The sequence below is a fragment of the Dactylosporangium sp. NPDC051484 genome (assembly GCF_040689395.1).
Lineage (GTDB): Bacteria > Actinomycetota > Actinomycetes > Mycobacteriales > Micromonosporaceae > Dactylosporangium.
Map to the genome: position 1 here is coordinate 97036 of NZ_JBFAZX010000002.1, position 21301 is coordinate 118336.

19 protein-coding genes are annotated in these 21301 nt (G+C 71.0%); 6 read left to right on the top strand and 13 right to left on the bottom strand.

Going from position 1 to position 21301, the window contains the following annotated elements; translation table 11 throughout:
* Positions 1-11: 11 nt before the first annotated feature.
* Both AB0367_RS04400 and AB0367_RS04405 read left to right on the top strand, forming a co-directional pair.
* Positions 12-1508, top strand: a complete 1497-nt coding sequence (locus AB0367_RS04400) for an iron ABC transporter permease (protein WP_366224740.1) — start codon at positions 12-14, stop codon at positions 1506-1508.
* Positions 1508-2584, top strand: coding sequence for an ABC transporter ATP-binding protein (locus tag AB0367_RS04405; RefSeq protein WP_366225116.1), 1077 nt, complete (start codon positions 1508-1510; stop codon positions 2582-2584). Before AB0367_RS04400 ends, AB0367_RS04405 begins: the two co-directional genes overlap by 1 nt.
* A gap of 35 nt (positions 2585-2619) precedes the next feature.
* Here the strand turns inward: AB0367_RS04405 and AB0367_RS04410 are convergent, their stop codons facing one another.
* The 6 genes from AB0367_RS04410 to AB0367_RS04435 form a co-directional block, all read right to left on the bottom strand.
* On the bottom strand, positions 2620-2880 hold the full coding sequence (locus AB0367_RS04410; protein WP_366224741.1) for a hypothetical protein: 261 nt from the start codon (positions 2878-2880) through the stop codon (positions 2620-2622).
* Positions 2881-2942: 62 nt separating this feature from the next.
* Complete coding sequence (locus tag AB0367_RS04415) at positions 2943-3770, bottom strand: ATP-binding cassette domain-containing protein (protein WP_366224742.1); 828 nt, start codon at positions 3768-3770, stop codon at positions 2943-2945.
* Positions 3767-4435, bottom strand: coding sequence for a FadR/GntR family transcriptional regulator (locus AB0367_RS04420; protein ID WP_366224743.1), 669 nt, complete (start codon positions 4433-4435; stop codon positions 3767-3769). The genes AB0367_RS04415 and AB0367_RS04420 overlap by 4 nt, the downstream gene beginning before the upstream one ends.
* Before the next feature lie 93 nt (positions 4436-4528).
* The gene (locus tag AB0367_RS04425; protein ID WP_366224744.1) at positions 4529-5428 is read right to left on the bottom strand and encodes a hypothetical protein; all 900 of its coding nucleotides are present in this window, start codon (positions 5426-5428) and stop codon (positions 4529-4531) included.
* A gap of 181 nt (positions 5429-5609) precedes the next feature.
* Entirely contained in the window at positions 5610-6686 is a 1077-nt protein-coding gene (locus AB0367_RS04430; protein ID WP_366224745.1) for a serine hydrolase domain-containing protein, read from the bottom strand.
* A 12-nt stretch (positions 6687-6698) separates the two neighbouring features.
* Positions 6699-7355, bottom strand: a complete 657-nt coding sequence (locus AB0367_RS04435; RefSeq protein WP_366224746.1) for an SDR family NAD(P)-dependent oxidoreductase — start codon at positions 7353-7355, stop codon at positions 6699-6701.
* Between the two features lie 270 nt (positions 7356-7625).
* Between AB0367_RS04435 and AB0367_RS04440 the strand changes: the two genes are divergently transcribed.
* Positions 7626-7952, top strand: coding sequence for a hypothetical protein (locus AB0367_RS04440; protein WP_366224747.1), 327 nt, complete (start codon positions 7626-7628; stop codon positions 7950-7952).
* Between the two features lie 50 nt (positions 7953-8002).
* Here the strand turns inward: AB0367_RS04440 and AB0367_RS04445 are convergent, their stop codons facing one another.
* Positions 8003-8377, bottom strand: coding sequence for a DUF488 family protein (locus AB0367_RS04445; RefSeq protein ID WP_366224748.1), 375 nt, complete (start codon positions 8375-8377; stop codon positions 8003-8005).
* Positions 8378-8562: 185 nt separating this feature from the next.
* On the opposite strand from AB0367_RS04445, the gene AB0367_RS04450 reads away from it, so the two are divergent.
* Both AB0367_RS04450 and AB0367_RS04455 read left to right on the top strand, forming a co-directional pair.
* Positions 8563-9912: an NAD(P)/FAD-dependent oxidoreductase gene (locus AB0367_RS04450; protein WP_366224749.1), complete on the top strand. Its 1350-nt coding sequence runs from the start codon at positions 8563-8565 to the stop codon at positions 9910-9912.
* A gap of 27 nt (positions 9913-9939) precedes the next feature.
* Complete coding sequence (locus AB0367_RS04455) at positions 9940-10749, top strand: Cof-type HAD-IIB family hydrolase (protein WP_366224750.1); 810 nt, start codon at positions 9940-9942, stop codon at positions 10747-10749.
* Positions 10750-10755: 6 nt separating this feature from the next.
* On the opposite strand, the gene gnd is transcribed toward AB0367_RS04455, so the two are convergent.
* From gnd to tkt, 3 genes are read right to left on the bottom strand one after another with little or no spacing between them, the layout of a single operon-like run.
* Complete coding sequence (gene gnd, locus AB0367_RS04460) at positions 10756-11766, bottom strand: phosphogluconate dehydrogenase (NAD(+)-dependent, decarboxylating) (protein ID WP_366224751.1); 1011 nt, start codon at positions 11764-11766, stop codon at positions 10756-10758.
* 58 nt (positions 11767-11824) lie between these two features.
* Positions 11825-12898 carry a transaldolase gene (tal, locus tag AB0367_RS04465; RefSeq protein ID WP_366224752.1) on the bottom strand — a complete coding sequence of 358 codons (1074 nt, stop codon included), beginning with the start codon at positions 12896-12898 and terminating at the stop codon, positions 11825-11827.
* Positions 12899-12940: 42 nt separating this feature from the next.
* Positions 12941-15004 carry a transketolase gene (gene tkt / locus AB0367_RS04470; RefSeq protein WP_366224753.1) on the bottom strand — a complete coding sequence of 688 codons (2064 nt, stop codon included), beginning with the start codon at positions 15002-15004 and terminating at the stop codon, positions 12941-12943.
* A 281-nt stretch (positions 15005-15285) separates the two neighbouring features.
* Here tkt and AB0367_RS04475 point away from each other — a divergent pair, with 281 nt between their 5' ends.
* Positions 15286-16074, top strand: a complete 789-nt coding sequence (locus tag AB0367_RS04475) for a methyltransferase domain-containing protein (protein ID WP_366224754.1) — start codon at positions 15286-15288, stop codon at positions 16072-16074.
* Positions 16075-16157: 83 nt separating this feature from the next.
* Here AB0367_RS04475 and AB0367_RS04480 read toward each other — a convergent pair whose 3' ends face one another.
* From AB0367_RS04480 to AB0367_RS04490, 3 genes are all read right to left on the bottom strand, one after another.
* Positions 16158-17579, bottom strand: a complete 1422-nt coding sequence (locus tag AB0367_RS04480; RefSeq protein WP_366224755.1) for a glycine hydroxymethyltransferase — start codon at positions 17577-17579, stop codon at positions 16158-16160.
* A 178-nt stretch (positions 17580-17757) separates the two neighbouring features.
* Positions 17758-18798: a ribonucleotide-diphosphate reductase subunit beta gene (locus AB0367_RS04485; RefSeq protein WP_366225117.1), complete on the bottom strand. Its 1041-nt coding sequence runs from the start codon at positions 18796-18798 to the stop codon at positions 17758-17760.
* Positions 18795-21176, bottom strand: coding sequence for a ribonucleoside-diphosphate reductase subunit alpha (locus AB0367_RS04490; RefSeq protein WP_366224756.1), 2382 nt, complete (start codon positions 21174-21176; stop codon positions 18795-18797). Before AB0367_RS04490 ends, AB0367_RS04485 begins: the two co-directional genes overlap by 4 nt.
* Positions 21177-21301: the final 125 nt, after the last annotated feature.

Below are 21301 nucleotides of genomic sequence, written 5' to 3' on the forward strand. Positions count from 1 at the left end.
CGCAACGGCCCATGCTGCTCGCCGCGTCGACGGCGGCGGTCGGCGTGGCCCTGCTGCCGCTGGCCTACCTCGCCGTGCGCACCGGCGAGGCGGGCTGGTCGCGCATCGCCGATGAGGTGTTCACCTCGCGGGTCGCCGTGCTCGCCTGGCGCAGCCTCGCGCTGGCCGCCGTGGTGACCACGGCCTGCGTCGTCGTCGGCGTCGGCGTGGCGTTCCTGACCGTGCGCACCGACCTGCCCGGCCGCGGGGTGTTCGGCGTGCTCGCCGCGCTGCCGCTCGCCGTGCCGACCTACGTCGCCGGGTTCGCCTGGGTGTCCACTGTGGACGGGTTCGAGGGATTCTGGCCCGCCGCGCTGGTGCTCACGCTCTGCTCGTACCCCTACGTCCTGCTGCCGGTGACGGCGGCGCTCGCCGGGGCGGACCCGGCGCAGGAGGAGGTGGCCCGGTCGCTCGGGCGCGGCCCGTGGCGCACGTTCACCTCCGTCACGCTGCACCAGGTCCGCCCCGCCGTCACGGCCGGTGGACTGCTGGTCGCGCTCTACGTGCTCTCCGACTTCGGCGCGGTGTCGATCGTGCGGCTCGACACCTTCACCCGGGCCATCTTCACCGCGTTCAACCTCGGCTTCGACCGCACCGGCGCGCTCGTGCTGTCCAACGTCCTGGTGGTGCTCACCGCGCTGCTCATCGCGGGCGAGCTCGCGACCAGGGCACGGGGCGCCCGATACACGAGATCCAGCGGCGCGGGCCGCCCTGCGACGCGGCTGCGCCTGCGCGCGGCGCGCTGGCCCGCGATGCTCGCCCTCTGCGGCGTCGCCGCCCTGGCCCTCGGCGTCCCCGCGGCCAGCCTCGTACGCTGGCTCGCCGCCGGCGTATCGCGACCCGGCCCGTGGAGCGAGGTCGCGGTCGCGGCCGGCAACTCGCTGCTCGTCTCGCTCGCCGGCGCGGCGCTCACGATGCTGCTCGCACTGCCGGTCGGGCTGCTCACCGCCCGGGCGCCCGGGCCCATCGCGACCCTGCTGGACCGGCTGACGTACGCCACGCATGCCCTGCCCGGCGTGGTCATCGGGCTCTCACTCGTGTTCTTCGGCATCAACGTGGCGTACTCGCTCTACCAGACCGTGTGGCTGCTCGCCCTCGCATACGCGGCGCTGTTCCTGCCGCTGGCGGTCGGCGCGGTGGCCGGTGCCGCCGTGCAGAGCCCGCCCTCGCTGGAGGAGGCCGCCCGCTCGCTCGGGCGCGGACCGTTCACCGTGCTGCGCACCGTCACGCTGCCGCTGACCCTGCCCGGGATCGGCGCCGGCGCCGCGCTGGTGTTCCTCACCTGCGTCAAGGAGCTGCCCGCCACCCTGCTGCTGCGACCGACCGGCATGGACACCCTCGCCACCGAACTGTGGACGCACACCTCCGCCGCCGCGTACGCCGCCGCGGCACCGTATGCCGCGCTGCTCGTCGCCGTCGCGGCCGTCCCCACCTGGCTGCTCGCCACCCGCACCGGACTGGCGACGTGATGCTGAGCGTCACCGGTCTGCGCAAGGTGTACGGCAGGGTGCCGGCGTTGGACGGCGTCGACCTCGACGTGCCCACGGGCACCCTCACGGCGGTGCTCGGCCCCTCCGGCTGCGGCAAGACCACGCTGCTGCGCTGCGTCGCCGGGTTCGAACGCGTCGATGCCGGGGCGATCACCCTCGCCGGTCGTCACGTCGCCGGGGTCCCCGCGCACCGGCGCCGGGTCGCCGTCGTACCGCAGGAGGGCGCGCTGTTCCCGCACCTGTCCGTCGCGGGCAACGTCGGCTACGGCCTCAACCGTGCCGAGCGCGGCTCGGGCAGGGTCGAGGAGGTCCTCGCGCTCGTGGGCCTGGACGGGTACGGCGCCCGCATGCCGCACCAGCTCTCCGGCGGCCAGCAACAACGGGTCGCCGTCGCCCGCGCCCTCGCCCCGCGCCCGCCGCTGGTGCTGCTCGACGAGCCGTTCAGCGCGCTGGACGCCGCGCTGCGCACCGAACTGCGCCGCGACGTCCGGCAGGCCCTGCGGGCCGACGGGGCGACCGCCGTCCTGGTCACCCACGACCAGGCCGAAGCGCTGTCGATCGCCGACCAGGTCGCGGTCATGAACGGTGGCCGCATCGAACAATCCGGACCGCCCACCACCGTGTACCAGGAGCCGGCCAGCCCCTGGGTGGCCGGCTTCGTCGGCGAGGCCGTGCTGCTACCCGGCACCACGCACGGCGCGATGGTCGAGACCGCGCTCGGCCGGCTGCCGCTGCGCGACCCCGCGACGGACCGGGTCCAGCGCAACACGACTGTGCTCGTCCGGCCCGAGCAGATCGACCTGCGCACCGAGGGATACGGCGTCGTGGCGACGGTCGTCCGCCACGACTTCCACGGCCACGACGCTCTGGTGGCGTTGCGGCTGGCCGATGGTACCGAGGTCACCGCCCGCGTCAACAGCGAAGCCGGCGCACTGAGCGTCGGCCAGCTGGTCGGCGTCGCGGTGCGTGGCGCGGCCCGCGCCTTCGACACGACGTCACCCGGCGCCGACGGCCACCCGTCGCATACAACGCCGGGGCTCGCGGGGCAGCGATGACCGCGCGGTTGTGCGGCGGCGGGCAAAGCGCGTGGTCACTTCAGGTACGGCTCGGCGGCGGTGCAGGTCGTCGACACCGCACCGGTCGCCGGGTCGATGGCCACCATGCTGATCGTCCTGTGCGACAGGTTGAACTTCTCGCGGTCAGCGAGTATCTCGCGGAGCCCCCGTTCCGCCAGGGCCTGGTCGTTGACGCACTGCTTGATCAGCTTGTAGCCGGCCGGGTCGAGCAGCTTGGCCTCGGCGCTGGCGAGCCGCGTCTGCAGTTCCTCGCTCCGCGCGGCAACGGCGTTCAACTCGGTCTGCAGCCGCTCCCGTTCTGCCGTCTGTGCCCCGGCGCCGGGGCCGCAATACAGCGCTACCGCGCCACGAGTGACGGCGCCGGCGTCGCGGCGTGCGGATCTCGGACGGCGCGGGCACTCCATCGGCCGTTCTCCCGGGCGACCGCGATCGGGTACTCGAAGGCGCGGGTGATCGTCTCGGTCGTCACGACGTCCTCGACCCGCCCCGCGCGGACGACCTCGCCGTGGGAGAGGACCAGGGCGTGGGTCGTGGACTCGGGGAGTTCCTCGAGATGGTGGGTGACGAGGATCGAGGCCAGGTCGGGTGCCGTGTGGGCAAGCGCGTCGACGGTTTCCAGGAGCTGTTCGCGGGCCGCGACATCCAGCCCGGTCGTGGGCTCGTCGAGCAGCAGCAGCCGGGGATCGGCGACGAGCGCGCGGGCGATGAGCGTGCGGCCGCGTTCGCCCTGTGACAGGGTGGGCCAGATCGCGTCACCGAGCGAGGAGAGCCCGACGCCGGCGATCAGGGACCTGGCTTTGCGCACCTGCTCGGCCGTCGGCACCCAGCGCATGGGCGTCTCAATGGTGCCGGTGATGCCGGTGAGGACGACTTCCGTGACCGTGAGGGGCGAGCGCAGCGGGTGGCGCGGGTTGACGTGGCCGATGTCGCGCCGCAGTGCTTGCAGTTCGACGCGCCCGAGCCTGCGTCCCAGCACGTCGACCGTGCCGGAGGTCGGGTGCGTCAGTGCGCCGCAGAAGCCCAGGACGGTGCTCTTGCCGGCGCCGTTGGGCCCGAGGAGCGCCCAATGCTCGCCGGCTCGCACGGTCAGGTCGATGCCGTGGAGGATGCGCGTGCCCTCCCGGCGAAACGTCACGTCGCGCAGTTCGAGAACGCTGCTGGTCACGCGAGGCCCTCCGTCAGGGACAGCAGGTGTGCCCGGCTCCGGTCGGCGGCGGCGACCGCGTCGCGGCCGGCGATGGCGTCGGCCAGGCGGGCGTGAGCGTCGTGGTCGGCGTCGCTGCCGAACTCGGCGTGGATGCGGAGCATCTCCACCATCGCCTGCCGCAGTCGCGGGGTGAAGCCGTCGAACAGCTCCGTGAGAATCGCGTTGTGGGCGGCCGCGACGACGCTGCGGTGAAAGCTCATGTCCGCGTCGACGTGGTCTTCGATGTCCGAGCGTCGCGCTTCGCGGTCGGCGAGGGCCCGGCGGATGGCCCGCAGGTCCGCGGGTGTGCGGCGATGCGCGGCGAGGGCGGCGGCCTCCGTCTCGATCGCGATGCGGGCCTCGATGACGGACAGGATGTCGGCGCGGCGCAGCACCGCGTCCCAGTCTTCGGGAGGGTCGAGCGAGGTGACGAACACGCCGGCGCCCTGGCGGGAGGCGAGCACACCGCGTCCCACGAGCTGACGGATCGCTTCACGGACGGTCGAGCGACCGACCCCGAGCTGCGGCGCCAGCGTGGTCTCGCCAGGCAGCTTCCCGCCCAGCCGCCACTCGCCCGACCTGATGCGCTCCAGCAGCAGTTCCGCGGCCTGATCCGCGAGCGGCATCCGCCTGACCTGTGCCATGCGCAATCCCTCACTTCTCTGCTTGTCTGAGGAGTTGCGCTAGAGCCTACCCCTTCCTCCTCGCCGCCACGGCGGGGCGTGGCCCAAAGCACGTCACGCGCTGCGGGCCGCACGAGCGCCGCGGAGGCCCAGCAGCAGCGAGACAGCCATGACGAGCAGGCCGACCGTCGTGAACGCGCGGATGCCGATGAAGAGGTAGTCGCCCCACAGCGCGGGCGGGGTGGCGTCGGCCGGCAGGGCAACGGCGGCGATGATGTCGCCGGTCGTGATGACGGTGCCGGGCAGCAGCAGGACGAGGGCGCCGAGCAGCACCCAGCCGACGACGCGGCGGCCGGCGAACCAGCCGACGAACCAGCCGGCGGCGAGGCCGAGCAGATAGCCGACGGCTACGAGGGGCCAGACACGGCCGGGCTGGGTCCGGCCGAACTCGACGGCGACGGCCTCGGCGGCGCTGCGGTCGGTGGGCGAACCGTCGGCGAAGGCCGGGTAGACGCGGATGGACCACTCGCCCTTGCTCGCGGCGAAGCCCTGGACGACGGGGTCCTCGCTGGTGTGCCAGCCCTGCGCGGCGAGGCCGGTGGTGAGAGCCTGGACGGTGGCCGTGGTGGTGGTCATGAGGATCGAGCCGGCGTTGTAGTCGTCATCGCCGATGAGCCACGTCAGCGGGCCCGACTCGTGCTCGTAGGCGAAGACGGCGTCGTTGCGCCCGACCGCGGTGAGCCCGGTGTCCGGTCCGATCAGGCTGAGCGCCGCCGAGTCGGACGGGAGGGCCGGTGCGCCGCGCCAGCCCACCCAGGCGCCCAGGGCGGCGCCGACCGCGGCCACGGTGAACGCGCAGAAGATCGCGGCGAGGGTCCGCACCAGGCCGCCGGCCCGCGCTCTGGGAGCGGCAGGAGTCGTGACAGTGCTCATCGTGTCCTCTTCCTCGTTCGTCGGGGTGGCCGCGGTCAGCACCCGGCTGCCGGCGCCGGGCGACCGGGTGCCAGTGTGCACCGATCTCGGCCGCAAGGTTGTCCCGTCCTTGCCCGAGCCCGTCGAAGGCCGCGAACCTTTCGACGGTGGCGGGTCACGGCCAGGCGTGCAGCGCCGGCAGTTCGCCGAGCGGGGTGACGGACGGCGTGGCCGCGGCGGGCCGGCCCGAGATCCAGGCGGCGAGCGCGGTCAGCGGGCCGCGTCAGCGCCGGGCGGCGGCGATGACGGCCGCGCCCAGGCGCTGGTTCTCCGGGCCCGGGTAACCGAACCGGCGCCGCACGTATCCGTAGGCGACTCCCGCGTCGGCGTCGGCCCAGCCGACCGAGCCGGTCGCGCCGGTGTGGCCGATGGTGCGCCGCCCGAGATACGAGTGCTCGGCCGGGAGGTTCTCGAAGCCGAGCACGAAGTGGTCCTCCTGCCCGGTGACGAGGTCGGTGCCGAGCGAATGCGGGGTGGCGAACTCGGTGATGGTGTCCGGTCGCAGCAGCGCGGGCCGCCCGTCGAGCGGGCCGATGGCGGCCGCGTACATACGGGCCGCACCGCGGGCGTTGCCGACGCCCCCGGACGAGGACGGGCCGAGCGCGCGCACGAGCCGGGTGTTGCCGAAGTCGACGAGGTCGAAGTACTCCAGATTGAAGGCGATGGCCCGCAGCGAGCCCGGCTCGGCCGGCGGGGCTGGGCGCAGCGCCGGCAGCAGCGGGCGGAACCGCGGCTCCAGATCCTCGGGCAGGCCCATCCACAGCTGCAGCCCGTAGGGTTCGCGGAGGCGTTCGGCATACCACTGCTGCACCGAACGCCCGGTGACGGCCCGCAGCTCGGCGTCCAGCAGCGCCCCCATGACCAGGCCGTGGTAGCCGTAGGCGGTGCCGGGCTCCCAGAACGGCTTCTGCCGGGCGAGCCGCGCGGCGATGATCCGGTCGTCGGCCGCCTCCGCGATGGTGAACCCGCCGTCGACCCCGATCAGGCCGGCGCGGTGGCCGAGCAGCTCGCGCACCGTGATCGGGAACGGCACGCTGCGGGCCTGGGCGTCGAGGTCGAACACGCCGTCCTGGGCCAGCGCCGCGGCGACGAGGTGCGCGGCGCCCTTGGTGACCGAGAAGACGCCGGTCAGCGCGTCCCCAGCGGCCTCGTCGCCGCCCCAGAGGTCGACCACGAGCTCGCCGTCACGATAGACGGCCAACTGGGCGCCGGGATCCTCCGGCTCGGCGGCCAGGAACGCGGCGAACTCCTCCCGCACCGGCTCGAAGCCCGGCGCGACACTCCCCCGTATCGCGGTCATCTGATTCCTTCCTCAGCCGCGCCGGAACACCACCTCGCGCCGCCACGAGTCGCGGGGCTCACGGTGCAGCGCCGCGAACTCCTCGGCGATGAGATCTGGGTCGTACGCCGTGCCCGGGGCGACGACGTCGCAGACGGTGACGGTCGCGATGTGCAGGCCCTGCGACCCGTACTGCTCGTGCAGCAGCTCGGCGACGGTCCGCAGCCCGGCCTTGCCGAGCGACAGCGACGCCACGCCCGGCTTCACCTCCGGCATGCCACCGGTGAACAGCAGCGACCCGCCGCCGTTCGCCACCATAGCGGGCGCCAGGTGACCGGCGACGGTGACGCCGCCGACGACGTTGACGGCGAGGGTGTCCAGCAGCTGCGCGGCGGAGAGCTCGCCGAGCGCGTCGTGGCGGATGTGGGCGGCGTTGTACAGCACCACCTCTGGCACGCCGATGGCGGTGACGGCCTTGTCCAGTGCCGCGCGGATCGCGGACTCGTCGGTCACGTCCGCGGCGAAGCCGTGCACCGCCGCCGACGCCGCGCCGCGCACCGCCTCGACCCCGGCGCGGACGGTCGCCTCCGAGCGGGCTACGAGCGCGACGGGCAGGCCGTCGGCAGCGAACCGGCGGGCGGTGGACGTGCCGATCAGCGGGCCCGCGCCGACGACGATCAGTCCGGTCATGTGCTGCTCCCTTTCGATGCGCGTGAATCGCTCGTTTCGGAATTCAGCTTATAGGAATAGTAGACAATCCTCGGCTCCGGACGTGAGGTCCGCGACGCAGAGGCGCACCCCGGGGTTTCCGCGCCCCGGCTCCGGGGTAGGCGACCCTGACCACCGCAGGGATGCCGTGCGTGCCGGTCAGACGCGCTCGGCCGGTACGGCGGAGGGGTGACCGTGCAGACGACGACATCTCGTTCACCGCGGGCAAGCACCGATCGGGCCGTAGCGCAGGTGTCCGAGCGGCAACGGGCGAACCGTCCGCGCGGCCGTGGGTCGTCCGGCCCGGCCGGCGGCACGGACCGTATCCGCGACGGCGGGTGCCCGGTGGCCGGCCGGTTCGTCCCCGACCTCGGGCGCGTGCGGCTCACGGTGCCGTTCGTCGGGCAGGTGAAGCTGCCGCCCACCCCGGACCTGGCGTTCTACGCCACGGTCGGGACGCTGGCGGCGGTGGGCCTGTTGGAGTGGCCGGTCGCCGCGGTGGTCGTCGGGGGGCATCTGCTGGCCAGTGTCCGCAGCCGTAGCCTTCGGGAGATAGGTGAGGCGCTGGAGGAGGCCTGAGCGGCCCCGCGGCCCGCGCCGGGCCCGGTCGCCAGCCACGTGGCGAGCGGTCACGCGCTGGATCCCCCGACGCTGGTCAGCCACTCGGTGAGCACGGCGGCCTGGCTGTGGTCGACATCGTGGGTGGCGGTCAGCAGCGTCACCTTGTCGTGGTCGGCGATGTCTCGCAGGTGGTCCACGGCCTGCCGCCGCGCGGGCTCGCGCAGTTCGGTGAAGTAGCGGCTGCGGAACTCGGCGAAGCGGCTCGGTTTGTGGCCGTACCAGCGGCGCAGTTCGATGGAAGGGGCGACGGCACGCAGCCACTCGTCGAGATGCGCGTCGGCCTTGCGCATCCCCCGCGGCCAGACGCGATCGACGAGCACCCGCTTGCCGTCCTCGGGCGAGGATTCCTCGTAGACCCTGCGGTATGTGATGTCCTTGGTCATGGCAGTACTCCCCCCGGTTGACCGCACTCGTATGAGCCAGTGGACGTCTTCTTCCATCATCCGCGACGACGGGATGTGGTTGCACGGCTTCGGCCGACGGACGTGTCGAGCTCGTGGACCTGGGTAGGCGTTGGCAAGACATAGCAGCGTCAGACCTTGGTTGCCGTCAAAACGAGGGATGGATCATGAAGAAGTCATTTGACGTCGTCGTGATCGGAACGGGCGAAGCCGGTTCAACGGTGGCTACGCGATGCCAGGCGGCCGGCCGCAATGTGGCGATCGTCGATTCCCGGCCCTATGGCGGCACCTGCGGGTTGCGTGGCTGTGACCCGAAGAAGGTGCTGGTGGGGGCGGCCGAGATCATCGATCGCAGACGCCGGATGGAGGGCCGGGGCGTTGCCGGGGACCTGCGGATCGACTGGCCTGAGCTGATCCGGTTCAAGGCCACGTTCACGGACCCGTTTCCCCGGCAGCGGGAGGACGGCTTCGTCAAGGAAGGGGTGGAAACGTTCCACGGGCGTGCCCACTTCCGTGACGAGCGTTCGATCGAGGTCGGCGAGGACGTGCTCGACGGCGCTCACGTCGTCGTAGCGTCCGGCGCCTGGCCGAGAAAGCTGAACATCCCGGGCGAGGACCACCTCACCCGCAGTGACCAGTTTCTGGACCTGCGGGAGTTGCCCCGGCGGATCGTGTTCGTCGGCGGCGGCTACATCGCCTTCGAGTTCGGCCACATCGCGGCCAGAGCCGGGGCGGCGGTCACCATCCTGCACCGGGGCGACCGGCCCCTCAAACACTTCGACCAGGATCTCGTAGGACGGCTCTTGGAGCGCACCCACGACGTTGGCATCGACGTGCGGACCGGCACTCAGGTCACGGGCGTCGAGGGGGCACCGGGCAACTTCAGGGTCACGGCCACGACCGATTCGGGACCTGCGGTGTTCGAGGCGGACATGGTCGTCCACGCGGCCGGTCGCGCACCCGAGATCGACGATCTCGACCTGTCCACCGCCGGCATCGAGTTCGACCGCCACGGCGTGCGGGTCGACGAGCACCTGCGCAGCGTCTCGAACCCGGCGGTGTACGCGGCGGGCGACGCGGCCAACAGCGGCGGTCTTCCCGAGACGCCCTTCGCTCAGTACGAGGGCGGCCTCGTTGCCGAGAACCTCATGAACGGCAACCAGCACACGACGGACTACCGCGGCCGGGCGAGCGTCGTCTATTCGATCCCCGCACTGGGCGCGGTGGGGATGACTGAGCAGGAAGCCCGGGCCAAGCGCCTGAACTTCACCGTGAAACAGGCGGACACGTCGAGCTGGTACTCGGCGCGGCGGGTCGCCGAGCCGGCGTCGATGTACAAGGTCCTGATCGAGAAGGACAGCGGCCGGATTCTCGGGGCGCACCTGCTGGGCCCGGAGGCTGACGAGTTCTCGAACCTCTTCGCCCTGGCCATCCGGGCGGACATCCGCGCCGACGCGCTGCGGCAGGCACTGTTCGTCTACCCGACCCAGGCCTCCAACATGGCGTGGATGGTGTAGCGCCCGACGCCGGCTTCCTCACGCCATATGACACCGCCCATTCGCCTCATGCTCGCCGACGTCGACGGAACCCTGGTGACCGGCGACAAGGTGCTCACCGACCGGGCCATCGAGGCCGTACAAGCGTTGCACTCCGCCGGCACGCTGTTCGCGATCACCAGTGGCCGGCCGCCGCGCGGCATGTCCATGCTGATCGAGCCGCTGCGGCTCAGCACCCCGATCGCCGCGTTCAACGGTGGCCTCTTCGTGAACCCCGACATGTCCGTGATCGAGCAGCACGTCATCCCGCCCCAGGTGGTCGCCCCGGCGATCGCGCTGCTGGAGTCGTTCGGGCTCGACGTCTGGCTGTACCGTGGCGCCGACTGGTTCGTCCGCGACTCCAGGGGGCCGCACGTGGACCGCGAAGCGTGGACCGTGCGGTTCGCACCGACCCTGGTGACGGGCTATGACGATCTCACCGAGGACATCGCCAAGATCGTCGGCGTGAGCGACGACCACGATACGGTCGCGGCGGCCGCCTCCGCCGCGCACCAGCGGTTCGCGGAGCACGTCTCGGCCGCCCGCTCCCAGCCCTACTACCTGGACATCACCCACCCCCAAGCCAACAAGGGCACGGTCGTGCGGTACCTGGCATCCAGGTACCACCTTCGGGCCGAGCAGATCGCCACGATCGGGGACATGCCCAACGACGTGCTCATGTTCGCCCATTCGGGGCTGAGCATCGTGATGGGCAACGCCAGCACGGACGTCCAGCGATGCGCGCGCCGGGTCACCACCGGCAACGACGACGAGGGCTTCGCCAACGCGGTCCAGCGATTCGTGCTGCCCCGCGGCTGAGCCGGATCAGCCCCGCTTCTCCGCGTGGCCGCCGAACTCGCTGCGCATCGCGGAGAGCACCTTGTCGGTGAACTCGCCCAGCCCTCGCGACTCGAACCGGTCCATGAGGGCCGTGCTGATCACCGGGGCGGGCACGCTCTCGTCGATCGCCGCCTGCACGGTCCAACGGCCCTCGCCGGAGTCCGAGACACGCCCGGTGAAGTCATCCAGCCGGGGTGAGCGGGCCAGCGCGTCGGCGGTGAGGTCGACCAGCCACGATCCGACGACGGAACCGCGCCGCCAGACTTCAGCGACCTCGGCGACGTCGATGTCGTACTGGTATGCCTCCGGGTCGCGCAGCGGTGCGGTCTCGGCGTCGACGATACGGGTGTTCTTGCCCGCGTTGGCGTGCCGGATGATCGAAAGCCCCTCGCCGATGGCGGCCATCATCCCGTACTCGACGCCGTTGTGGACCATCTTCACGAAGTGGCCGGCGCCGTTGGGCCCGCAATGCAGGTACCCCTCGGGGGCGGTCCCGTCCCGGGTCCGGCTCGGCGTGAGCTGGGCGCTGCCGCGGCCCGGGGCGATGGTCTTGAAGATCGGGTCGAGCCGCCTGACCGGTGCCTCCTCGCCGCCGATCATCAGGCAGTAGCCGCGTTCCAGACCCCACACCCCGCCCGACGTACCGCAGTCCAGATAGTGGATTCGATGCGCGGCGAGCTGCCCGGCACGGGCGATGTCGTCGCGATAGTACGAGTTCCCACCGTCGATCACCACGTCGTCCGGATCGAGCAGCGCGACGAGCTCGTCAAGCGTGGACTGGACGGCCGCGGCCGGCACCATCAGCCAGACCGCCCGCGGCCGGTCGAGTTTGGCCACCAGATCGGCGAGCGACGTCGCGCCCGTCATGCCCTCATCGGCGAGCTGCCGCACGGTTCTCTCGGTGCGGGCGTATCCGACGCACCGGTGGCCGTCCCCTATGAGCCGGCGGACCAGGTTCCCGCCCATCCTGCCCAGCCCGACCATACCGATCTGCATAGGCCTCTGCGTCGTCATCACGATTCCCCCTCAAGCGGCGCTGGCGGGTTTCCACGCATCAGGCGACCGCGGCGCGTTGTGCGGAGATCCTTGCCATCAGGTCGTTCCAGGACGCGACGAACTTCTTCGCCCCGTCGGAGCGCAGTTTCGCGGCGAGGCCGGACACGTCGATGCCGGCGTCACGGAACCGGTCCAGCATCACGGCGAAGTCGCCGCCGTCGGCGGGCATCGGCTCCCCTATCTCGCCGTGGTCGTAGAACGCCTGCAGTGTCGCGTCGGGCATGGTGTTGATCGTGAACGGCGCGGCGAGCCCGTGGACGTAGAGCGTGTCGGAGGCCGCCGGGTCCTTGGTCCTGGTACTGGCCCACAGCAGCCGCTGGACGCGCCCGCCGGAGTTCTGCACGCGCTGCACCCGGTCGGAGTCCATGAGCTGCCGGTACGCCCGGTAGGTCGCGAGCCCGACGGCGAGCCCGAGCTCATCCTTCAACTCTTCCGGCACTTGCGTGGCGACCGCGACATCCCAGCGGGACATGAAGACGGAGGCGACCGACTCCACGGCGGGATCGAGCTGGCGCTCAAGCCGGCGCTCGGCGCCGGTCAGGTAGGCATCCGCGGCGGCCTCGTACTGCTCGGGCGAGAACAGCAGGGTGACGTTCACCGGTACGCCCGATGCGATGCACTCGGTGATCGCCGGCAGGCCCTCGGCCGTCCCGGGGATCTTGATCAGCAGGTTGGGCCGGGCGGCCTTCGCGTGCAGCGTCTTGGCGGCCTCGATCGTTCCCGCCGTGTCGTAGGCGAGCAGCGGCGACACCTCCAGCGAGACCCACCCGTCCACGCCGTCGGTGCGCTCGTGCACCGGCAGGAACTCGTCCGCCGCCCGCCGCAGGTCCTCGATCGCCAGCTCGTAGAACAGCTCCTCGTCGGACAACCCGATCGCGGACTTCTCCCGGATCGCGTCGTCGTAGTAGCCGGACTCGATCGCCTTGTCGAAGATCGACGGATTCGACGTGAGCCCGGTGATCGAGTACTTGTCGATGTAGTGCTGGATCTGGCCGGAGTCGAGCAGGGCCCGGGTGATGTTGTCGAGCCAGAGGCTCTGCCCGTGCTCGTGCAGGGTCTGGGTTGCCTTCACGTCGTCCCCTCCTTGCCCGCTGCGGGTGCGGCCGTGCGACGGTCAGGTGTTCGCGGCCACCTGTTCGCGGGCCGCCTGCGTTACCCGTTCGGGCGTGAAGCCGAACTTGGTCAGCAGCTGTTTGAGTGGTGCGGAGGCGCCGAAGGTGTGCATGCCGATGATGGCGCCGGAGTCGCCCACGTACCGTTCCCAGCCCAGCGTGGACGCCTGCTCGATCGCGACCCGGGCCCGCACCGCAGGGGGCAGCACCTGATCGCGGTACCGGCGTGGTTGCCTGTCGAACAGCTCCCAGCACGGCATGCTCACCACCCGCGCCGCGATCCCGCCGCCGGCGAGCTCCTCCCGCGCCGCGAGCGCGAGCGCCACCTCCGAGCCGCTGGCCAGCAGGATCACGTCCGGCTCGCCCGACGGCGGGTCCGCCAGCACATACCCGCCCGACGCCACCCCGTCCGCGGCGGCCAGCCCGCTACGGTCCAGGGTGGGCAGCGGCTGCCGGGACAGCACGAGCGCCGCGGGCTCGCGCCGCAGCCCGGCCACGACCCGCCACGTCTCGACCACCTCGTTCGCGTCGGCCGGGCGGAACACCAGCAGCCCCGGCATCGCCCGCAGCGACGCGAGATGCTCGACCGGCTGATGCGTCGGCCCATCCTCACCGACCCCGATCGAGTCGTGGCTGAAGATGTGCAACGTCGGGATCTCCATCAGCGCCGACAGCCGGATCGCCGCGCGGGCGTAGTCGGAGAAGATCAGGAACCCCGACCAGTACGAGCGCAGCTTGGACAGCGCCATCCCGTTGGCGATCGCCGCCGCCGCGTGCTCACGGATACCGAGGTGGAAGTTACGTCCCGACCGGTCACCGGCCTGGAAGTCGCCCGCGCCGGGGAACACGAGCCGCGTCTTCGTGGACGGGGCGAGGTCGGCCGACCCGCCCAGCAGCCACGGCACCGCCCGCGCGAGCGCGTTGAGCACCTGACCCGAGGATTCGCGGGTGGCCAGCCCCTTCGCATCGGCCGGGAAGGTGGGCAGCGCATCCTGCCACCCGTCCGGCAGCTCCCGCCGCTGCATCCGCTCGATCTCGTCAGCCAACTGCGGATGCTTGCTGCGGTACGCCGTGAAGCTCGACCGCCACGCGTCGTGTGCCGCTCTGCCGCGCGCACCGATACCTCGGGCGAACCAGTCGTACACATCGTTCGGGATGTAGAAGTCGGCGTCCTCGGGCATGCCGAGAAACCGTTTCGTCGCACGGACAGCCTCCGGGCCGAGCGGCTCACCGTGTGCCTGCGCGGTGTCCTCCACCGGCGAGCCGTATCCGATATGGCTGTGCACCACGATCAGCGTCGGCCGCTCGTGTTCGGCCTTGAAGCTGTGCAGCGCCCGCTCCACCGCGTCGAGGTCGTTGGCGTCCGCGACGGTCGTGACATTCCAGCCATACGCCAGGAACCGCTCCGCCACATCCTCGGTGAACGTGATGTCCGTGTGCCCCTCGATCGTCACGCGGTTCGAGTCGTAGATCCAGCACAGGTTCGCCAGCCGCTGGTGACCGGCCAGCGAGGCCGCCTCCGACGCGACCCCCTCCATCAGGTCGCCGTCCCCGGTGATCGAATACACGTCGAAGTCGAACAGGTCGAAACCGTCCCGGTTGTACCTGGCCGCCAGCCACTGACCGGCGATCGCCATCCCCACCGACGTCGCGTCCCCCTGGCCGAGCGGCCCGGTGGTGGCCTCGACCCCGCTCGTCCACCGGTACTCGGGATGGCCCGGACAACGCGAATCGAGCTGCCGGAACGTCTTCAGGTCCGCGAGCGTCACCGAGGCACGGCCGAGAACCTCGTAGTCCGGATCGACCGCCCGCACCCTGCTCAGGAGCAGTAGCGACCACAGCAACGCCGAGGCGTGCCCCTCGGACAGCACGAACCGGTCCCGGTTCGGCCAGATCGGATCGGCCGGATCGAAGCGCAGGAACCGCTGCCAAAGGGAGTACGCGACCGGCGCGATCCCCATCGGGGTACCCGGATGGCCGGACTCCGCCCGCTGGATCGCGTCCATGCACAGGCCGCGGATCGTGTTGATGGACAACGTGTCCAGATCGATAGCCGTGGTGGTCACCATGACCTCCATGGATCGTGAATCTTCGGTGTCCCATGCCGTACCGTACAAACCAATATCCACAGGTTCCCGGAAGACTCACCCGGTCCGAGCGATTGTCCCGCCGCCCGCGCCAAACGCACCTGCCACGCAGACGAATGCCCACGCACCAGCGTGCGATGGCCATCATCTTGGTGGCGAGCCGTGACGGTCCGGCACCGTGATCCGTGCAGTCCGCGTCTTCACCGAACCGCCACAAAACCGTCACCACATCTGGCCGCGGCTGTGGTTGCCTGCACCCCATGACCCTGCCGAGCAGCGCGCTGCGCGCCGCGGATGAGATCGCCTACCTCGAGCACGCCGCCGCCAGTGACATCGGACGTCGGTACAAGCACGATCTCCTTGCGGCGCTGGACGTGCGGCCGGGCAACGCGGTCCTCGACGTCGGATGCGGACCGGGAACCGACCTCCCGGCGCTGGCCAGCGCCGTCGGCGACGCCGGCACCGTCATCGGTGTCGACCACGACCCCGCGATGCTCGAGCAGGCCCGGCAACGAATCGCGGCACATCCCCGCGTGGAGGTCCGGGCGGGCGACGCCCATGCGTTGCCCCTCGACGACGCCAGCATCGACCGCGCCCGCGCCGACCGCGTGCTGCAACATCTGGCCGACCCGGCGCGGGCACTGGCCGAGCTGCGGCGGGTCGTCCGCCCCGGCGGCCGGGTCGCGCTGGCCGAACCGGACTGGGACACCCTCGTCATCGACGACGCCGACGTCGCGATCAGCCGGGCCTACACCCGCTACATCACCACCAGCGTCGTGCGCAACGCGGCCATCGGCCGGCAGCTTGCCCGGCTCCTCGGCGGCGCCGGGTTCGAGATCGAGTCCGTCGACGCCGCCGTCATCCTGTTCCGCGACTACCGGACCGCGGACGCCATCCTGCGGATGCCGTCGGTCGCCCAGCGCGCCTGGCAGGCCGGCGCCCTCGACGAACGAGCCGGACGAGCCTGGCTCGCCCGGCTGACCGGCGGTCCCTTCCTGGCCTCGTTCACGTTCTTCACCGCGATCGGCCGTGTTCCCGCCGACGGCTGAGCGGTGCTGGCCGCCGACACGGTGCCACCGCCAGCGATCGGGACGGCTGGGCAGGCGTGGGAGCACCACGCCTGCCCGGACACCTAGCCCAGGTCGACGCTCGGGTAGAGCGGGAACGGCGCGAGCAGCTCCGTGGCCTGCTTGCTCACCCGGTCGGCGAGGGCCGGGTCGATCCGGTACTTGGCCTTGGAGCCCTCGTCCGGCGAGGTGCCGGCCAGGACGGTGTGGATGAGTTCGGCGATCTGGTCCATCTCCGCGGTGCCGAGACCTCGGCTGGTCAGGGCCGGTGTGCCGATGCGGATGCCGGAGGTGTACCAGGCGCCGTTGGGGTCGTTCGGCACCGAGTTACGGTTCGTGACCACGCCACTGTCCAGCAGCGCCTGCTCCGCCTGGCGGCCGGTGAGCCCGAACGGGTGCACGTCGATGAGGACGAGGTGGTTGTCGGTGCCGCCGGAGACCAGCCGCACACCGCGGGAGAGCAGGCCCTCGGCGAGCGCCTGAGCGTTGGTCACGATCTGCTGCGCGTACGTGGCGAACTCCGGCCGGCGGGCCTCGGCGAACGCGATCGCCTTCGCGGCCATGACGTGCGACAGCGGACCGCCGAGCACCATCGGGCAGCCGCGGTCGACCTGGTCGGCGAGCTCCGGCTGGGCCAGCACGGCACCGCCGCGCGGGCCGCGGAGGCTCTTGTGCGTCGTCGTGGTGACGATGTGAGCGTGCGGGACCGGATTGAAGTCGCCGGTGAAGACCTTGCCGGCGACAAGCCCGGCGAAGTGGGCCATGTCGACCATGAAGGTCGCGCCGACCTCGTCGGCGATCTCGCGCAACGTGGCGAAGTTGACCTTCCGCGGGTACGCCGAGTAGCCACCGACGATCACCAGGGGCTTGAACTCGCGCGCCGTCTCACGCAGAGCGGCGTAGTCGATCAGGCCGGTGGCCGGGTCGACGCCGTAGCTGCGCTGGTCGAACATCTTGCCGGAGATGTTCGGCCGGAAGCCGTGGGTGAGGTGGCCACCGGCGTCCAGGGACATGCCCAGCATCCGCTGGTTGCCGAACGCGGCCCGAAGCTCGGCCCACTCGGCGTCGGTGAGGTCGTTGACCTGCCGCCTGCCGAACTTCGCCAGATACGGCACCTCGACCCGGTCGGCCAGGATCGCCCAGTACGCGACGAGGTTCGCGTCGATGCCCGAGTGCGGCTGCACGTAGGCGTACGGGGCGCCGAAGAGGGCCTTGGCGTGCTCGACGGCGATGGCCTCGACGGTGTCGACGTTCTGGCAGCCGGCGTAGAAGCGGCGGCCGATCGTGCCCTCGGCGTACTTGTCCGACAGCCAGTTACCCATGGCGAGCAGCACCGCGGGCGAGGCGTAGTTCTCGCTCGCGATCAGCTTGAGCGACTCGCGCTGGTCGGTCAGCTCCTTCGCGATCGCATCGGCGATCCGCGGCTCAACTGCGCGGACGGCCTCCAGCGCGGCGCGGAAAGCAGTCGATTCGGCGTTCACAATCACTCCATACGTGGAAAGGGGCCCGCCCGGCCCGAGGGTTGTCAGCTACCGCGGACCTCGGCGGCCGCGACGAGGTGCCGCAGCGACGCCTCGACCTCAGGGTAGTCGCGGGTCTTCGGGCCACAGTTGAGGTGGACCCACACGCGCCGATCGCGGCAAGGTCCGGCCGCGTGCGACCTGGTCAGAAGTCGTCGTCGAAGCTGACCGTGCCGGTGACGCCGACCTGGTAGGCCGAGACCCGGCGCTCGAAGAAGTTCGACAGCTCCTGGACGTCCTGCAGCTCCATGAACGCGAACGGGTTGCGGCTGCCGTACAGCGGGGCGATGCCCAGCAGCGCCAGGCGCCGGTCGGCGACGTGCTGCAGGTACTCCCGCATGTCGGCCAGGGACAGCCCGGAGATGCCCTGTTCGAGCAGGTCGGCGGCGAACTGCACCTCGCAGTCGACCGCCTCGGCCAGCATCTGCCGCACCTGACGTTCCATCTCGTCGTCGAACAGATCCGGCTCCTCGGCCCGGACCGTGTCCACGACGTCGAACGCGAACGCCATGTGCATCGACTCGTCGCGGAACACCCAGTTGGTGCCGGAGGCGAGGCCGTGCAGCAGCCCGCGGGAGCGCAGGTAGTAGACGTAGGCGAAGGCGCCGTAGAAGAACAGGCCCTCGATGCACGCGGCGAAACAGATCAGGTTGAGCAGGAACGCGCGCCGGTCGTCGCGGGTCTTGAGCTCCCGCAGGCCGAAGATCGAGTTGATCCACTTGAAGCAGAACTCGGCCTTGCGGGCGATCGACGGGATGTTCTCCACGGCCGCGAACGCGGCGAACCGCTCGGCCTCGTCGGGCACGTAGGTGTCCAGCAGGTTCAGGTAGAACTGGACGTGGACGGCTTCCTCGAACAGCTGCCGGGATAGGTAGAGCCGGCCCTCCGGGGAGTTGACGTGCTGGTAGAGGTTCAGCACCAGGTTGTTGGCCACGATGGTGTCGCCGGTGGCGAAGAACGCGACCAGCCGCGAGACCAGGTGCCGCTCGGCCGGGGACAGCTTCGGCAGGTCGGCGAGGTCGGTGTGCAGGTCGACCTCCTCCACGGTCCAGGTGTTCTTGATCGCGTCCTTGAACCGGTCGAAGAACTGCGGATACCGCATCGGCCGCAGCGTCAGGTCCATGCCGGGGTCGAGCAGCAGGTGCCCGGCCTCGGCGGCGGTGCGGGATTCGGGGATGGTGGTCACTGGCATGCCTCGCACGATTCGGGGTTTTCCAGGGAGCAGGCAACGGCTTCGGTCGGGGCGATCAGCGAGACGGCCGGCGTGACGGACACGGTCGCCTGCGCGATCCTGGTGGCCGGGCGCGAGCGCAGGTAGTAGGTGGTCTTCAGCCCCGACTTCCAGGCGTGCAGGTACATCGAGGACAGCTTGCCGATCGTCGGGGCGCTCATGAACAGGTTGAGCGACTGCGACTGGTCGATGTAGGGCGCCCGGGCGGCGGCGAGGTCGATCAGCGCCCGCTGCGGCAGCTCCCATGCCGTGCGGAACAGCTCCCGGATCTCCGCCGGCAGTTCGGCGATGTTCTGCACGGAGCCCTCCGCGCGCTTGATCTGCTCGCGGATCGCCGAGGTCCACAGCCCCCGGGCCTTGAGCTCGCGCACCAGATACGTGTTGATCTGCAGGAACTCCCCGGACATGGTCTCGCGCTTGAACAGGTTGGACACCTGCGGCTCGATGCACTCGTAGCAGCCGGCGATCGACGCGATCGTCGCGGTCGGGGCGATCGCGACGAGCAGCGAGTTGCGCAGCCCGTGCCCGGCGACGCGGGTCCGCAGCGCCGCCCACCGCTCGGCGTTGGCGGGTTCGGCGTCCCAGAGGTCGGGGTGCAGCACGCCGTCCGCGGCGCGGGTCTCGGCGAACGCCGGGTGCGGCCCGAACCGTTCGGCGAGGCCGGCGGAGGTCTCCAGCGCGGTGAGCAGGATGTCCTCCTGGACCCGGGTGGACAGCTCCCGCGCCTCTGGCGAGTCGAACGGCAGCCGCAGCGTGAAGAACGCGTCCTGCAGGCCCATCAGCCCGAGGCCGACCGGCCGCCAGCGCGGGTTGGACGCGGCCGCCTGCGCCGACGGGTAGTAGTTGATGTCGATGACCCGGTCGAGGAAGACCACGGCGGTGCGGACGGTCTCGCGCAGCCGCTCCCAGTCGACGCCGTCGGCGGTGACGTGGGCGCCGAGGTTGATCGAGCCGAGGTTGCACACCGCGGTCTCGTCGTCGCTGTTGACCTCGACGATCTCGGTGCACAGGTTCGACAGGTGGATGGTGTTGCCCGGCTTGCCGGTCTGGTTCGACAGGCGGTTGGAGGCGTCCTTGAACGTCATCCAGCCGTTGCCGGTCTGCGCGAGGGTGCGCATCATCTTGCCGTAGAGCTCGCGGGCCTTGACGGTCCGCACGGCCTGCTTCTCCGCCGCCCGGTACGCCTCGTCGAACTCGGCCCCGAACAGGTCGGGCAGCTCGGGGGCGTCGGACGGGTCGATGAGCGACCACTCGGCGTCGGCCTCGACGCGGCGCATGAACTCGTCCGGGATCCAGTTGGCCAGGTTGAGGTTGTGGGTGCGGCGGGACTCCTCGCCGGTGTTGTCACGCAGCTCGAGGAACTCCTCGATGTCGGGGTGCCACGGCTCCAGGTAGACGCACGCCGCGCCCTTGCGCCGCCCGCCCTGGTTCACCGCGGCGACGCCGGCGTCGAGGGTCTTGAGGAAGGGCACGATGCCGTTGGATTTCCCATTGGTACCGCGGATGAGCGCGCCCCGCCCCCGCACGCGCGACCACGAGATGCCGATGCCGCCGGAGAACTTCGACAGCTTCGCCACCTGGTGATACCGCTCATAGATGGAGTCCAGCTCGTCGAGCGGCGAGTCCACCAGGAAGCACGAGGACATCTGGGTGTGCCGGGTGCCCGAGTTGAACAGCGTCGGCGAGCTCGGCAGGTATGCCAGGCTGGACATCAGCCGGTAGAAGCCGATCGCCTCCGCCGGCGTCTGCGACAGCCCGCACGCCACGCGCAGCAGCCAGTACTGCGGCGTCTCGACGACCAGCCGGGTCTCGGGGTGGCGCAGCAGGTATCGGTCGGCGACCGTGCGCAGGCCGAAGTACTCGAAACGCAGGTCCCCGTCGAGGTCGACGGCGTCGTCGAACTTGCGGGCGTTGCGGGCCACGAACGCGGCCGTCTCGTCGCCGATCAGCCCCTGCTGGTGGCCATACCGGATCGACTGGCTGAAGCTGGCGATGCCCTGCCCGCGGACCTCCTTGTCGACGAACGCGGCCAGGAGACGGGCGGCGAGACGGGAATACTGCGGCTCCTCGCCGATGAGCTCGGCGGCGGTCTGGATCGACAGCTTGTCCAGCTCGGCGGTGGTGGCGCCGTCGTACAGGCCACTGATCGTCTTCGTGGCCACCCGCAGCGGGTCGATCTCATCCAGCTCGCCGACCCACCGCTCGACCGCCTTGACGATCTTGTTGACGTCGACCGGCTCCAGGTCGCCGTTGCGCTTGCGGACCTGCATAGCATGCCGCCGCTGCTCCGGCGCCCCCTGACCGGGCGCGGCCTTGTCCTGCGTGACCGTCATGTGTGTCCCCCTCGTCACCCGTATGCCGACTCCGGACGGGCGCGCAGGGGACGACGTCACCGGACCACGGCATGCGCCGTCATCTGGCGTCGGCGTCGACCGTCCCGCGCGGTCTCCGACCACTG